General features: G+C 73.2%; 14 protein-coding genes. 10 read left to right on the top strand and 4 right to left on the bottom strand.

Features of this window, described 5'->3' with window-relative positions:
* Positions 1-152 precede the first annotated feature (152 nt).
* Positions 153-1,874, top strand: a complete 1,722-nt coding sequence (locus AC1DYZ_RS10725) for a VanW family protein (RefSeq protein ID WP_477065181.1) — start codon at positions 153-155, stop codon at positions 1,872-1,874.
* Here AC1DYZ_RS10725 and AC1DYZ_RS10720 read toward each other — a convergent pair whose 3' ends face one another.
* Positions 1,875-2,147 (bottom strand): hypothetical protein, encoded by a 273-nt coding sequence (locus AC1DYZ_RS10720; RefSeq protein ID WP_477065180.1) that lies wholly within the window; start codon positions 2,145-2,147, stop codon positions 1,875-1,877.
* A gap of 84 nt (positions 2,148-2,231) precedes the next feature.
* Here AC1DYZ_RS10720 and fdxA point away from each other — a divergent pair, with 84 nt between their 5' ends.
* The 3 genes from fdxA to AC1DYZ_RS10705 all read left to right on the top strand — a co-directional run bounded on the left by fdxA (position 2,232) and on the right by AC1DYZ_RS10705 (position 5,199).
* Complete coding sequence (gene fdxA / locus AC1DYZ_RS10715; protein ID WP_426594590.1) at positions 2,232-2,558, top strand: ferredoxin; 327 nt, start codon at positions 2,232-2,234, stop codon at positions 2,556-2,558.
* A gap of 10 nt (positions 2,559-2,568) precedes the next feature.
* Positions 2,569-3,699 carry a succinyldiaminopimelate transaminase gene (gene dapC, locus AC1DYZ_RS10710; protein ID WP_477065179.1) on the top strand — a complete coding sequence of 377 codons (1,131 nt, stop codon included), beginning with the start codon at positions 2,569-2,571 and terminating at the stop codon, positions 3,697-3,699.
* A 201-nt stretch (positions 3,700-3,900) separates the two neighbouring features.
* Positions 3,901-5,199 carry a citrate synthase gene (locus tag AC1DYZ_RS10705; protein ID WP_477065178.1) on the top strand — a complete coding sequence of 433 codons (1,299 nt, stop codon included), beginning with the start codon at positions 3,901-3,903 and terminating at the stop codon, positions 5,197-5,199.
* Between the two features lie 126 nt (positions 5,200-5,325).
* Here AC1DYZ_RS10705 and AC1DYZ_RS10700 read toward each other — a convergent pair whose 3' ends face one another.
* On the bottom strand, positions 5,326-6,219 hold the full coding sequence (locus AC1DYZ_RS10700) for a hypothetical protein (protein ID WP_477065177.1): 894 nt from the start codon (positions 6,217-6,219) through the stop codon (positions 5,326-5,328).
* Positions 6,216-7,163: a 2,3,4,5-tetrahydropyridine-2,6-dicarboxylate N-succinyltransferase gene (gene dapD, locus AC1DYZ_RS10695; RefSeq protein WP_477065176.1), complete on the bottom strand. Its 948-nt coding sequence runs from the start codon at positions 7,161-7,163 to the stop codon at positions 6,216-6,218. The genes AC1DYZ_RS10700 and dapD overlap by 4 nt, the downstream gene beginning before the upstream one ends.
* A 120-nt stretch (positions 7,164-7,283) precedes the next feature.
* On the opposite strand from dapD, the gene AC1DYZ_RS10690 reads away from it, so the two are divergent.
* The 6 genes from AC1DYZ_RS10690 to AC1DYZ_RS10665 all read left to right on the top strand — a co-directional run bounded on the left by AC1DYZ_RS10690 (position 7,284) and on the right by AC1DYZ_RS10665 (position 13,434).
* Positions 7,284-8,105, top strand: coding sequence for an LOG family protein (locus AC1DYZ_RS10690; protein WP_477065175.1), 822 nt, complete (start codon positions 7,284-7,286; stop codon positions 8,103-8,105).
* Complete coding sequence (folP, locus tag AC1DYZ_RS10685) at positions 8,102-9,001, top strand: dihydropteroate synthase (protein ID WP_477065174.1); 900 nt, start codon at positions 8,102-8,104, stop codon at positions 8,999-9,001. Before AC1DYZ_RS10690 ends, folP begins: the two co-directional genes overlap by 4 nt.
* Positions 9,002-9,015: 14 nt before the next feature.
* Positions 9,016-10,257 (top strand): hypothetical protein, encoded by a 1,242-nt coding sequence (locus AC1DYZ_RS10680; RefSeq protein ID WP_477065173.1) that lies wholly within the window; start codon positions 9,016-9,018, stop codon positions 10,255-10,257.
* Between the two features lie 193 nt (positions 10,258-10,450).
* Complete coding sequence (locus AC1DYZ_RS10675) at positions 10,451-10,618, top strand: DUF3117 domain-containing protein (protein ID WP_013772033.1); 168 nt, start codon at positions 10,451-10,453, stop codon at positions 10,616-10,618.
* 2 nt (positions 10,619-10,620) lie between these two features.
* Positions 10,621-12,222, top strand: coding sequence for a leucyl aminopeptidase family protein (locus AC1DYZ_RS10670; protein WP_477065172.1), 1,602 nt, complete (start codon positions 10,621-10,623; stop codon positions 12,220-12,222).
* 48 nt (positions 12,223-12,270) lie between these two features.
* Positions 12,271-13,434: an epoxide hydrolase family protein gene (locus AC1DYZ_RS10665; protein ID WP_477065171.1), complete on the top strand. Its 1,164-nt coding sequence runs from the start codon at positions 12,271-12,273 to the stop codon at positions 13,432-13,434.
* On the opposite strand, the gene AC1DYZ_RS10660 is transcribed toward AC1DYZ_RS10665, so the two are convergent.
* Positions 13,424-14,056, bottom strand: coding sequence for an O-methyltransferase (locus AC1DYZ_RS10660; RefSeq protein ID WP_477065185.1), 633 nt, complete (start codon positions 14,054-14,056; stop codon positions 13,424-13,426). The genes AC1DYZ_RS10665 and AC1DYZ_RS10660 overlap by 11 nt on opposite strands.
* Positions 14,057-14,212 lie beyond the last annotated feature (156 nt).

Below are 14,212 nucleotides of genomic sequence, written 5' to 3'. Positions count from 1 at the left end.
CGGCAAAGCCCGCCGCGCCGCCGGCCGCCCCGACGCGGGTCTCGGCCGGTCCGGTCGCCGGTGCAGCCGCGGCGGGGGCTGCCGCGACGACACCGCCGAAGGCGCCCATCCCGTCGGGACCGGTGCCGCCGTCGGCGCGCAAGGAGTCACCGTTGGACGTCTTCGAGGCGGAGGACGGCAAGCGACGCTGGCCCAAGCGCCTGCTCATCGCGCTGGGCGTCGTGGTCGTGCTCGCCGCGGCCTACGTCGGGGTGTCGTACGGGCTGGCCGACCGCGTGCCGCGGGGCGCGACGGTCGCGGGCGTCGACATCGGCGGCCTGACCTCACAGGAGGCTGTCGCGCGGCTGGACGAGGAGCTGTCCGACGCGACGACCCAGCCGATCGAGGTCGTGGCCAACGACGTCCAGGCGACGATCGACCCCGTCGCTGCCGGGCTGACGTTCGACGCGCAGGCGACGGTCGACCAGCTCACGGGCGTCGAGCTGGTCGAGCCGATGCGGCTGTGGAAGCACCTCGTGGGCGTCGGCGAGCAGGAGCCGGTGACGTCCGTCGACGACGAGGCGCTGGCCGCCGCGCTGAGCGACCTCGGCACCTCGCTCGCGCTCGCTCCGGTGGACGGCACGATCGTGTTCGTCGACGCCACGGCGCAGTCGACGGACGCGGTGGACGGCTGGGACCTGGACCAGGACGGCGCCGCCGACGTGCTCAGCGAGGACTGGCTGGTCGCCGCACGCCCGATCGAGCTGCCGACCATGACGGTCGCACCGGACATCACGCAGGACGAGACCGACGCCGCGCTGGTCGAGGCGCAGAAGGTGACGTCGGCGCCGGTCTCCGTGGTGGTGTCGGACCAGATCGCGCTGCTCGACACGGCGACGCTCGCCGCGAACGCCTCGTACGTGCCGACCGACGGCAACCTGGTGCTCCAGATGAACGGGCAGGGCCTGACGGACGCCGTGCTGGCGCAGCTGCCGGACCTGCTGACCGCCTCCGCGGACGCGCACTTCGAGTTCGTCAACGACGCCCCGGTGATCGTCCCGGGAACACCCGGCACCTCGCTCGACCCCGCGGCGGTGGCCACGTCGGTCTCCACCGCGGCCACGTCGAGCGACCGGACGGCCCACGTCGAGCTCGTCGAGGCGGACCCGGCGCAGTCGACCGCGGAGCTCGAGGCGCTGGGCGTCAAGGAGATCGTCTCGGAGTTCTCCACGCCGCTGACCAGTGAGCCGCGCCGTACGGTGAACATCACCAACGGCGCGAGCAAGATCAGCGGCACGCTGATCCGGCCGGACGAGACGTTCAGCCTGACCGACGCGCTCGGGCCGATCGACGCGGCGCACGGCTTCGTCGAGGCCGGCGCGATCGTCAGCGGAGAGCACACGGACGCCTGGGGCGGCGGGCTGAGCCAGATCTCGACGACGACGTACAACGCCGGGTTCCTGGCGGGCTTCGAGGACATCGAGCACCGTCCGCACAGCGAGTGGTTCGCGCGGTACCCGGAGGGCCGCGAGGCGACGATCTTCACCGGCACGCTCGACATGCGGTGGAAGAACAACTCGCCGTACGGCGCGCTCGTGCAGGCGTGGGTCTCGGGGGGACGGGTCTACGTCCGGATCTGGGGCACCAAGTACTGGACCGTCGAGTCGATCACGAGCCCCCGGTCGGGCGTCGTCGCGCCGACGACCGTGTACTCGCAGTCGCCGACGTGCGAGGCCTCGGCGGCCGGCAACCCCGGCTTCTCGGTGACCGTTACGCGCAAGACGTCGCTGAACGGCGAGCTGAAGAAGACCGAGTCGAACTCGTGGCGCTACAAGCCGCAGAACAAGATCATCTGCGGACCGGCGCCCACGCCCACGCCCCCACCGACGCCGTAGCTACGCGTCCGTCGGCCGGTGACGCCGGTCGGCGGGCGCGGCGGGGACCACCTTGCTGAGCACGATGTCGGATGCGGGCACCCGCACGTCACCCCGTCGGGTGCGCACCAGCACGCCGTCGTCGTCGACCTCGATCACGTCGCCCAGCACGTCGGTGTGCCGGGGGACGTGCAGGTCGGGGTGGTCGGGGTGGGGCTCGGGCAGGTCGTCGCGCAGGCGTCGCACCACGACGCGGTCGCCCGGTGACCAGCTGCGCCACCCGTCCGCGGTCATCGGTGCGCCCGTCGTGGACAGCGCGTCGCGGGCCTGAGCATGTAGGCGATACTAGGAGCACCCCTGGCCTGTGGAGGACCGACCGTGACGTATGTGATCGCCGAGCCTTGCGTGGACGTCAAGGACAAGGCGTGCATCGAGGAATGTCCCGTGGACTGCATCTACGAGGGCAAGCGATCGCTGTACATCCACCCGGACGAGTGCGTCGACTGCGGTGCCTGCGAGCCGGTGTGCCCGGTCGAGGCCATCTACTACGAGGACGACGTCCCCGAGCAGTGGACCGAGTACTACAAGGCGAACGTCGAGTTCTTCGACGACCTCGGCTCGCCGGGCGGTGCCGCGAAGATGGGTGAGATCGACAAGGACCACCCGATCATCGCGACCCTCCCGCTGCGCGTGCACGGCGAGTGACGCCCGCCCGATGGGCCTGCTGACCGGCGCCCTGCCGGACTTTCCCTGGGACACGCTGACCCCGTTCGCCGACCGCGCTCGCGCGTACCCGGGCGGCATCGTCGACCTCTCCGTCGGCACGCCCGTGGACCCCACCCCCGAGCTGGTCCGCGAGGCCCTGGCGGAGGCGGCGGACGCGCCCGGCTACCCGACGACGCACGGCACGCCCGCCCTGCGGCGAGCGGTCGTCGACTGGTTCGCTCGCCGGCGCGGTGTCCGCGGCCTCGACCCCGCGGCCGTGCTGCCGACGGTCGGCTCCAAGGAGCTCGTCGCGTTCCTGCCGTCGCTGCTGGGCCTCGGCGCGGGCGACGTCGTGCTGCACCCGTCGGCGGCCTACCCGACCTACGACGTCGGCGCCCGGCTGGCCGGCGCGACGCCGGAGCCGACGGACGACCCCGCCACCCGGCTCGCCGGGAGCACGGATGTGCGGCTCGTGTGGCTGAACTCGCCCGGCAACCCGGACGGCTCGGTGCTCGGCGTCGAGCAGCTGCGCGCTGTCGTCGACGCGGCGCGCTCGTCGGCACAGCCTGTCGTCGTCGCCTCCGACGAGTGCTACGCGGAGCTGGCCTGGGACGAGCCGTGGGCGTCGACCGGGGTGCCGAGCATCCTCGACCCGAGGGTCACGGGCGGCGACCTCACCGGGCTGCTCGCCGTCTACTCGCTGTCCAAGCAGTCGAACCTCGCGGGCTATCGCGCGGCCTTCGTCGCCGGCGACCCGGTGCTGGTGTCCCGGCTGCTCGAGATCCGCAAGCACGCCGGGATGATCGTGCCCGCTCCGGTGCAGGCCGCGACGACCGCGGCGCTGGCTGACGACGAGCACGTCGCCGCGCAGCGGGCTGTCTACGGCCGGCGTCGCCGGGTGCTGCGCGCGGCGTTCGAGAGCGCGGGCTACGCCGTCGACCGCTCGCACGCCGGGCTGTACCTCTGGGTGCGCCCGGAGTCCGGCGGCCAGGACAGCTGGGCGACGGTCGCGGACCTGGCCGGGCTCGGGATCCTCGTCGCGCCTGGTGCGTTCTACGGCGACGCCGAGCACGTGCGGGTGGCGCTGACGGCCCCCGACGAGCGGATCGCCGAGGCTGCTGCGAGGCTCTCCGGGGCGTGACAAGACCGCGTGTGATCGTGGTCACACCGGCACCAACGTCTCGTCGAGGATTGGTCACGGAACGTTCCGCGCGGGTACCGTCGATCCACGCCAACGGGGGCTCGCACGTGCAGGTCCCGACCGGCCTGGCACGCACAGACGCCGACGCACCGGGCGCGCGGGACATCCCCGCAGGGCCGGGAGTCGCAGGAGAGGAACACCATGTCGGACGTCGTCACCGCACCGGTCCAGCTGATCGTCGACGGACAGTCGAAGGACCTGCCGATCGTGACCGCGACCGAGGGCAACGACGGCATCGTCGTCTCCTCGCTGCTGCGTGACACGGGCAAGGTCACTGTCGACCCGGGGTTCATGAACACCGCGTCGTGCGAGTCGAAGATCACCTACATCGACGGCGACGAGGGCATCCTGCGCTACCGCGGTTACCCCATCGAGCAGCTGGCCGAGCACTCCTCGTTCCTCGAGGTCGCGTACCTGCTGATCCACGGCGCGCTGCCGACGACGGCCGAGCTCGAGGCGTTCGAGGAGCGGGTCAACCGCCACACGCTGGTGCACGAGGACTTCCGGACGTTCATGGGGACGTTCCCGCGCAACGCGCACCCGATGGCCGTGATGTCGTCGGCGATCAACGCGCTGTCCACGTTCTACCCCGAGTCGCTGGACCCGTTCGACCCGGAGACCGTCGAGCTGGCCACGGTGCTGATCCTGGCCAAGACGCGCACCATCACGTCGTACGTCCACCGGGCGTCCAAGGGCGAGCCGCTGCTGTACCCGGACTACTCGCGCGGGTATGTCGAGGACTTCCTGCGCATGACGTTCGCCGTCCCGTACCAGCAGTACGACCCGGACCCGAAGGTCGTCCAGGCCCTCGACCAGCTGCTGATCCTGCACGCCGACCACGAGCAGAACTGCTCGACGTCGACCGTCCGCATCGTCGGCTCCAGCCACGCCAACCTGTACGCGTCCGTCGCGGCCGGCATCAACGCGCTCTCCGGCCCGCTGCACGGTGGCGCCAACGAGGCCGTGCTGAAGATGCTCACGGAGATCCAGGCCAACGGCGGCGACGCCACCGACTTCATGAAGCGCGTGAAGAACAAGGAGCCCGGCGTCCGCCTCATGGGCTTCGGGCACCGCGTCTACAAGAACTACGACCCCCGCGCCGCGATCGTGAAGAAGAGCGCCGACTCGGTGCTCGCGGCCCTCGGCCACGACGACGAGCTGCTCGACCTCGCGATGGGCCTCGAGGAGATCGCCCTCTCCGATGACTACTTCATCTCGCGCAAGCTGTACCCGAACGTCGACTTCTACACCGGGCTGATCTACCGCGCGATGGGCTTCTCCGACGAGATGTTCACGCCGCTGTTCGCCCTGGGCCGCATGCCCGGGTGGATCGCGCAGTGGCGCGAGATGATGACGGACCCGCAGACGAAGATCGGCCGCCCGCGGCAGATCTACACGGGGGCAACAGCGCGCGACTACGTCGAGGTGGACGCCCGCTGATCTGTGCCACGGTCGGCGGCCGCGTGAGACGAGCGCGGGACTACGTCGAGGTGGACGCCCGCTGAGCTGTGCCATGGTCGGCGGCCGCGTGAGACGAGCTCGTGACTACGTCGAGGTCGACGCCCGCTAGCCCGCCAGGTGCAGCCGGACGCTGCCCGCGGGGAGCGGGTCGTCGTGGGGCGCCCACGTGCTCTGCTCGCGGTCCCAGGTCTGGTTGGCGACGTCGACCGCGGTGAGCTGGAGCGGCTGCGCCACCGACACGGCCCACTGCGCGACGGCCCAGTCGAGCCGCGCGCGGTCGGCCTCGGCGCCGACGGCGGAGGTGTCGAGGACCAGTTCCGTGCCGCCCTCGGGCAGCGGCGTCGCGGTGACCGGGACAGGGCCGAGGTCGCGCTGCACGCGCGCGACGACCGCGTCGGCGGACGCGGCGGCGGGGTCCGGGTCGTGCAGGCGGCACGTGAGGATCGCGGGCGACCAGCCGGTGAGCGCCGAGGCCCAGGCGCGGGCCCGCGCCTCGTGCTGGGCGTACGCCTCCGGGAAGCCCGAGCGCTGGACGGCCTGCGCGGCCTCGGTGATCGGCAGGTTCTCGTAGCCGTCGATCTTGACCAGCCCGTCGTAGAAGCGGCCGGTCGCATACACGGGGTCCTGCACCTGCGCCTCGGTGCCCCAGCCCTGCGACGGCCGCTGCTGGAACAGGCCGAGCGAGTCGCGGTCGCCGTGCGCGATGTTCACCAGCTTCGACTCCTGCAGGGCTGTGGCCAGCGCGATCGTCACGGCCCGGGCCGGCAGCCCGCGCTGGATGCCGACGCCGGCGATGAGGGCGGCGTTCTGCGCCTGGTCAGGGGTCAACGACCAGCGCGTGCCGTCGATCTCGGCGAAGCACCGCTCCGCCGCCGGGGGAGCGGGGTGCATCCGGGAGAGGGCGACGACGACCGCGGCCACCCCGGCCACGAGCACCGCCAGCACCAGGACGACCGCGCAGCCCGCGCGACGTGCCCGCCGGCGCCGGCGAGCGCTCACTCGTTGGCGTGCAGCGTGGCGTTGAGCTGCACGCCCGAGCCCGCGCGCGCGACGGCCTCGACCCCGCCGGTCAGGGAGTTGCGGCGGAACAGCACGCCATCGCGGCCGGCCAGCTCCCGCGCCTTGACCACACGCCCGGCGTCCTCGAAGCCGATCAGCGCGACCTTGGTGCCGGCGGTGACGTAGAGGCCGGCCTCGACCACGCAGTCGTCGCCCAGCGGGATGCCGACGCCCGCGTTGGCTCCGAGCAGCGTCCGCCGACCGATGGAGACGACCTCGCGGCCGCCGCCGGACAGGGTGCCCATGATCGAGGCGCCGCCGCCGATGTCCGACCCGTCGCCGACGACGACGCCGGCCGAGACGCGGCCCTCGATCATCGACGTGCCCAAGGTGCCCGCGTTGAAGTTGACGAACCCCTCGTGCATGACGGTGGTGCCGGCGGCGAGGTGCGCGCCGAGCCGGACGCGGTCGGCGTCGGCGATCCGGACCCCGGAGGGCAGCACGTAGTCGACCATCCGCGGGAACTTGTCGACGCCGAGCACCGTCGGGGCGACGCCGGTCGCGGCACGGAGCCGGCCACGGGTCTCCTCGAAGCCGTCGACGGCGCACGGCCCGCGGTCGGTCCACACCACGTTGGGCAGCACGTTGAAGAGCCCCTCGAGGTTCTGGCCGTGGGGCTGGACCAGGCGGTGCGACAGCAGGTGGAGCCGCAGGTAGGCGTCCGCCGTGTCGGTCAGCGGGGCGTCGAGGTCGGTGACGGTGAGCACGACCTCGACGCGGACGCGGCGTGCCTCGTCGACGCGCTCGCCCGCGGCCAGCTGCGCGGGCGCGGTGGCGTCGTCGGCGGGCGAACCCAGCGCGGGGGAGGGGTACCAGACGTCGAGGGTCGTGCCGTCGTCGGCCACCGTGGCCAGGCCGAATCCCCAGGCCGTCCGTGAAGTCATGGCGACAACCCTAGGTCAATGCCGGACCGCGCCAGGGTCACGCCCACGTTCCAGATGAACGGTGTGCGTCGAACGGGCGACGCGAGGGTCGCGGGCGCCCGCTCGACCTAGAGTCGGGCCATGAGCGACGACGGTCTGTCCGCACCGGGGCACGGCTACCGCAAGGGCCCGGTCCTGCTGCGCGGCCAGCAGATCCCGAAGACCACCTCCGACCAGCGCCTGCTGAGCGGCGCCGGCAGCGCCGACTGGGTGCACGGCGACCCGTGGCGCGTGATGCGGATCCAGAGCGAGTTCGTCGAGGGCTTCGGGGCGCTCGCCGAGGTCGGCCCCGCGGTCAGCGTGTTCGGCTCGGCGCGCGTGCCTGTCGACCACCCCGACTACGCCGTCGGCATGGATGTCGCCCGGCTCCTGGTCGAGGCGGGCTACGCGGTGATCACCGGCGGCGGCCCCGGGATCATGGAGGCGGCCAACCGCGGCGCGCTCGAGGCCGGCGGGCTGTCCGTCGGGCTCGGCATCGAGCTGCCGTTCGAGCAGGGCATGAACGACTACGTCGAGCTGGGCGTGAACTTCCGGTACTTCTTTGCGCGCAAGACGATGTTCGTGAAGTACTCCGAGGGCTTCGTCGTGATGCCCGGCGGGTTCGGCACGTTCGACGAGCTGTTCGAGGCGCTCACGCTGGTGCAGACCCACAAGGTGATCAGCTTCCCGATCGTGCTCGTCGGGCGCGACTACTGGCAGGGCCTCATCGACTGGGTGAGCACGGCCGTGCTGGCGCGCGGCATGATCTCCGCCGCGGACCTCGAGCTGCTCAAGGTCGTCGACTCGGCGCAGGAGGCCGTCGACATCGTGCTCGAGCGTGGCGCGCAGCTCCGGGCCGAGGAGGAGGCGGCCGCCGCCGAGACGGCCCGCGCGCAGCAGACCGCCCAGGAGTCCTCCCGGTGACCACGCCGTCGCCGGGCGCGCAGCTGCGCCTCCGGGGGCGCTGGATCGGCCCCGGCAGCCCGGTCGTCATGGCCGTCGTCAACCGCACGCCGGACTCGTTCTACGCCCCGGCGCGGTACGACGACGCGGCGGCGGACGATGCGGTCGCGCGTGCGGTCGACGAGGGCGCGGACATCGTCGACCTTGGCGGCGTGCGCGCCGGCCGCGGCCCGCGGGTCGAGGCCGACGAGGAGATCGCGCGCGTGATCCCGCTGGTCAGGCGCGTGCGCGCGCGCTTCCCCGACCTGCCCATCAGCGTCGACACGTGGCGCGCGGAGGTGGCTCGCGCGGCTGCCGACGAGGGCGCGGACCTGGTCAACGACACCTGGGCCGGCCACGACCCCACGCTCATGGAGGTCGCCGCCGAGCGTGGCCTCGGGATCGTCTGCTCGCACACCGGGGGCGCGCGACCGCGGACCGACCCGTTCCGCGTCGAGTACCCGGGGCCGGAGCCGCTGGACGGTGTGCTCGACGACGTCGTCCGCACGGTGTCGGCGGCGGCGCAGCGGGCGGTGTCGCTCGGCATCGACCCCGCGAGCGTGCTCGTCGACCCCACGCACGACTTCGGCAAGAACACGTGGCACTCGCTGCACCTGGTCCGCCGCACCGAGACGCTGGTCGCGCTCGGGTTCCCGGTGCTCATGGCGTTCTCGCGCAAGGACTTCGTCGGCGAGACCCTGGACCTGCCCGCCGAGGAGCGGCTGGAGGGAACGCTGGCGGCCACCGCCGTCGCCGCCTGGCTGGGTGCGCGCGTGTTCCGGGCGCACGACGTGCGCGCGACGAGGCGCACCCTGGATATGGTCGCGAGCATCCGCGGGGACCGACCCCCCGCCCGGGCGGTCAGGGGGCTGGCGTGAGCGAGGTGCGGGAGGTGGACGAGCCCACTGCGGAGCCCGTCGCCGCCGGCGCCTGGGCGTGGGCCGTGAGCTGCCCCTGGTGGGTCCAGGTGCTCGCCGTCTACGCCGCGGCCCGGCTGTTCACCACGGTCGTCTTCCTGTGGGTGGCCAGCGTGCAGGACCAGAACCCCTGGACCGGCCCGCACCCGGGCTACTTCCCGTACGTCGGGTTCATGTTCGACGGCTCCTGGTACCGGAACGTCGCCGAGAACGGCTATCCGGCCGAGCTGCCGCGCGGCGCCGACGGCCTGGTCCAGCAGAACGCGTGGGCCTTCTTCCCGCTCTTCCCGATGCTCGCACGCGGGATCATGCAGGTCACGGGCGGTCCGTGGGAGGTCGTGGCCCCCCTGCTGGCCACCGCCCTCGGCGCCGGGGCCGTGCTCGCCATCCACCGGACCGTGGTCCGGGGCGCACCCCGCGCCGTCGCGGCTCGCCCGGGGCTCCCGCTGGCGACGGTGGCGCTCGTCAGCGTCTTCCCGACGGCCGCCGTGCTGCAGACCGCGTACACCGAGGCCCTCGCGCTGCTGCTCGTCGCGGGCGCCCTGCTGCTGCTCCTGCGGCGCGACTACTGGTGGATGGCCCTCGTCGTCGTCGCGCTCGGGTTCACGCGCGCCGTCGCGCTGCCGATGGCCGTGGTCGTCGTGGTGCACGCGGCGGTCCGCTGGTGGGGCTCGCGCCGCGGGACGGACACCTTCACCTGGCTCACGGCCGTGGGCCTCGCCGCGCTCGCCGCGCTGTCCGCCGCGTCCGGGCTGCTGTGGCCGGCGATCTGCGGCTGGGTGACCGGCGTGCCCGACGGCTACCTGCAGACGCAGGAGGCGTGGCGTGGTGTCCGCCAGGTCGCGCCGTTCGGTGGCTGGTCCTACGTCCCGGAGTTCTGGTTCGGGTCGCGGGCGCCGCTCGTGGTGGGGCTCGGCTTCGCGCTGGTGATCGCGGTGCTCGTGGTGCCAGCCGCCTGGCGGCTGGGCAACGAGCTGCACACGTGGGCCGCCGCCTACGTCGTCTACATCGCCGCGGTGGTCGAGCCGGGCAGCAGCCTGGCGCGATTCCTGCTCCTCGCGTTCCCGCTCGCCGCGGTCACCGCCGGCGTCGTCACGCGGCCGCCCGCGGGGCGTCGATGGTGGTTCGGCGCGGTCGTCGTCCTCATGCTCGGGCTGCAGGTGCTGTGGGTCCGGCAGATGTGGCACGCCAACCCGGTGGCCGACTGGCCGCCGTGATTGGTCCGGCGCCCGCTCCGGTCGGACTGGACGTTCGTCCGATCGGTGGCCTGACCGGCATCCGGACAGGTGAGGGGCTCGGGGTGAACTAGGATGACTCTCGGACAACCGGCAGACGACGACGACGTGCGGTGCGCGAAAACGCTCCGCACGAGCCGCGCACCGGACGCACGAAGCGAAGGAGAGGCCCCGCATGGCCGCGATGAAGCCGAGGACCGGTGACGGCCCGCTCGAGGTCACGAAGGAGGGGCGCGGCATCGTGATGCGCGTGCCGCTCGAGGGCGGTGGACGGCTGGTGGTCGAGCTCAACGCGACCGAGGCCGCGGAGCTGGGTGAGGCCCTGACGTCCGTCGTCAGCTGACGATGGCACGGGCAAGCACGACATCGGCACGGACGCCGATCGGGCGTACGCCGCCCGCGGTGACCGTCTCCGGCGGCAGCATCGCGACCACGACGCTGCTCACCGACGGGTCGACGGACGCGGTCGCGGTCCCGGTGGCCCCGGCGCGCGCGGGCGACGACGCGCTGCGCCCGCTCGAGGGCACGGCCGAGGCTGCGGCGCGGTACGGCGTGGACCTGGCCGAGATCGGTGAGCGTGCACGCCTGACCGGTGCGGCGGGGGAGATCTACGTCCTGCAGCTGCCTCGGCCGGTCGGCTCGTCGGTCACGCTGCCCTGGGCCGCTCTTCCGCCGCGACTGGTGCTGGTCGGCGTCGGCGCGGGACGCCCGGCCGACCTGCGTCGGGCCGGTGCGGCTCTCGCGCGCTCGTCGCGGGGTCTGCGCCAGGTCGTCACCACGCTCGGCGCCGAGGCCCACCAGGACGCGTCGGCCTCGGCGACCGCCGCGCGGGCGGTCGCGGAGGGCTACCTGCTGGCGGCCTACGTCCCGCCCAGTGCCGCCGCTCCCCCCTCCCGCTCGACGGACGCCGCCGAGCTCGTGCTGCTCGGTCGGGACGGCACGCGCGCCTCGGCCGCCGTCGCGGAGGGGCGCACGGCCGCCACGGCGACCTGGCTGGTCCGGGACCTGGCCACCACGCCGTCCAGCACCAAGACGCCCGCGTGGCTCGCGGACCAGGCGAAGCGCCTGGCGACGAAGGCCGGGCTCGAGGTCACCGTCCGCGGCCCCCGCGAGCTCGCCGCGGAGGGGTTCGGCGGCATCCTGGCCGTCGGCGCCGGCTCGGCGTCGACACCCCGGCTGGTCACCGTCTCGTACACGCCGGCGACCGCGGGTGGGCGCCACGTCGTCGTCGTCGGCAAGGGCATCACGTTCGACACGGGCGGCCTGTCGATCAAGCCGCGCGAGGGCATGGTCCCCATGAAGACGGACATGACCGGTGCGGCCGTCGCGCTGGCGACCGTGCTCGGCGCGGCCGCCGCGGGCGTCGCCCACCGCGTCACCGCGGTGCTGCCGCTCGCCGAGAACCACTTCGGCGGTGCCTCGTACCGGCCCGGCGACGTCCTGACGATGTGGGGCGGCACCACCGTCGAGATCGCCAACACCGACGCCGAGGGTCGCCTGGTCCTCGCCGACGCGCTGGCCTGGGCGGACGCCACCCTCGACCCCGACGTGCTCATCGACGTCGCCACGCTGACGGGCGCCGCGACGCTCGGGCTGGGCAAGCAGCACGCGGCGCTCTACTCCGCCGACGACGCCCTGGTGACCGCGCTGGTCGCGGCCGCCGACACGTCGGGCGAGCTCGCCTGGCACATGCCGCTGGTCGAGGAGTACGAGGAGGCCGTGCACTCCGACGTCGCGGACCTGCGGCACGTGCCGCTCGACAGGCACATCGGCGGAGGGTCCATCACCGCGGCCCTGTTCCTGCGGCACTTCGTCGGGCAGCGCCGTTGGGCCCACCTCGACATCGCCGGTCCCGCGCGCGCGACCGCCGACAAGCACGAGGTGACCGAGGGTGCGACCGGCTTCGGCGCCCGGTTGCTGCTCCGGTACCTCGACGACCTGCGCTGACGACCGGCCCTGCTGACGTGGGACCCCCGCGTCCCTAGGCTGATTCGCATGTCGGACGTGCCGCTCCACCCCGAGCCGTTCACGCTGGAGACCGCCCCCGCGGCCCTCGAGGACCTGCGCACGCGTCTGCGCGCGACGCGCTGGCCGGACTCCCCCGAGGATGCCGGCTGGTCGCTCGGTGCGGACGTCGACTACCTCCGCGAGCTGGTCGCCTACTGGGCGGACGAGTTCGACTGGTCGGCGCAGGAGGCGGCGCTCGCCACGCTGCCGCACTTCCGCGTCTCGCTCGGCGGGCTGGGGATCCACTACGTGCATGCCGTCGCGCCGACCGGCCCCGCGCTGCCGCTGGTCCTGTGCCACGGCTGGCCCGACTCGTTCTGGCGGTACACCAAGGTGATCCCGCTGCTCACCGACCCGGGAGCGCACGGCGCCGACCCCGCCGATGCGTTCGACGTGGTCGTCCCGGACATGCCGGGCTACGGGTACTCCGACAGGCCGCGGGGCCTGTCGCCGGACTCCGTGGGCGTGGCCGCCCTCTGGGCAGAGCTGATGAGCGTGCTCGGGTACGAGCGGTTCGGTGCGGCGGGCGGGGACATCGGCAGCGCCGTGAGCAGGTTCCTCGGGCTCGACTTCGCCGACCGAGTGGTTGCCGTCCACCGCATGGACGGTGGCATTCCGCGCTTCACCGGCGACCCGCAGGTCCTGGCTCCGGAGGAGCGCGCACTCCTCGACGACTCCGCGGCCTGGCTCGCGGCCGAGGGTGCCTACGGCGCCGTCCACCGCACGAAGCCGCAGACCGCCGCCGTCGGCCTCACCGACTCGCCTGCCGGGCTCGCCGCGTGGATCGTCGAGAAGCTGCGCGCGTGGAGCGACTGCGGCGGCGACGTCGAGCGCCGCTTCACCAAGGACGAGATCCTGACGAACGTCACGCTGTACTGGCTCACGGGCACGATCGGCTCGTCGATGCGCATGTACGTGGCGAACGCCGCGATCCCGCCCGAGCAGCACGCCCGCCGGGTCGAGGTGCCGTCCGGCTTCTCGCTCTTTTCCGGGGACATCATCCGATCGCCGCGCGCGTGGCTCGAGCGCACCGCGAACGTCGTGCGCGTGACCGAGCCGCCGAGGGGCGGCCACTTCGCGCCGTTCGAGGAGCCGGAGCTCTACGCCCAGGAGCTGCGCGAGTTCTTCCGCCCCTACCGCGTCAGCGCTTGACCGCGACCAGCAGGCCGTCGCCCGTGGGCAGGAGGGCGGGGAGCAGGCGGTCGTCGGCGCGGACGATCCGGCCGACCTCGCGGATGGTGGTGGTCGTCTCGTCGCGGCGCGCGGGGTCCGCCACCCGGTCGTGCCAGAGCGCGTTGTCGACCGCGAGGACGCCGCCCGGTCGGAGCAGGCGCACGGCCTGCTCAACGTAGCCCGGGTAGTTCTCCTTGTCGGCGTCGACGAACACGAGGTCGTAGCCGCCGTCGGTGAGACGCGGGACGACGTCGAGGGCGCGGCCGGAGATCGTGCGCGTGCGGGTGGGCTTCACGCCCTCCTCGACGAACGCCTCCTTGGCGGCGCGCTGGTGCTCGACCTCGAGGTCGATGGTGGTGAGCACGCCGTCGGCGGGCATGCCGCGCAGCAGGTAGAGGGAGCCGACGCCGGCGCCGGTGCCGATCTCGACGACCGCGCGGGCCGCGACGGCCGCCGCCAGCACGCTCAGGGCGGCACCCGATCCGGGCAGGACGGGCGTGCACCCGAGCTGGGCGGCGCGGTCGCGGGCCCGCAGCACGATGTCGTCCTCCTGCAGGAACTCCTCGCAGTAGACCCAGCTCTGGGCCTTGTCGGTGGAGATGGCTGCCTCCTGGGGCGGGATGACGGGCTACAACGGTCGTCTGCCAGCGTAGCCGCGGGGCCCCGATCGACGCGGGAGGTGGTCGGCTCCGCTGACGGCGGAACTTCTGGGCCGCCAGAGGCGTTCCTACCGAACGAGCCTCACAGTTCCACCTGG

It is taken from the genome of Cellulomonas sp. P1_C4 (assembly GCF_056406355.1).
This window is presented reverse-complemented; position numbering and strand designations above follow the sequence as displayed.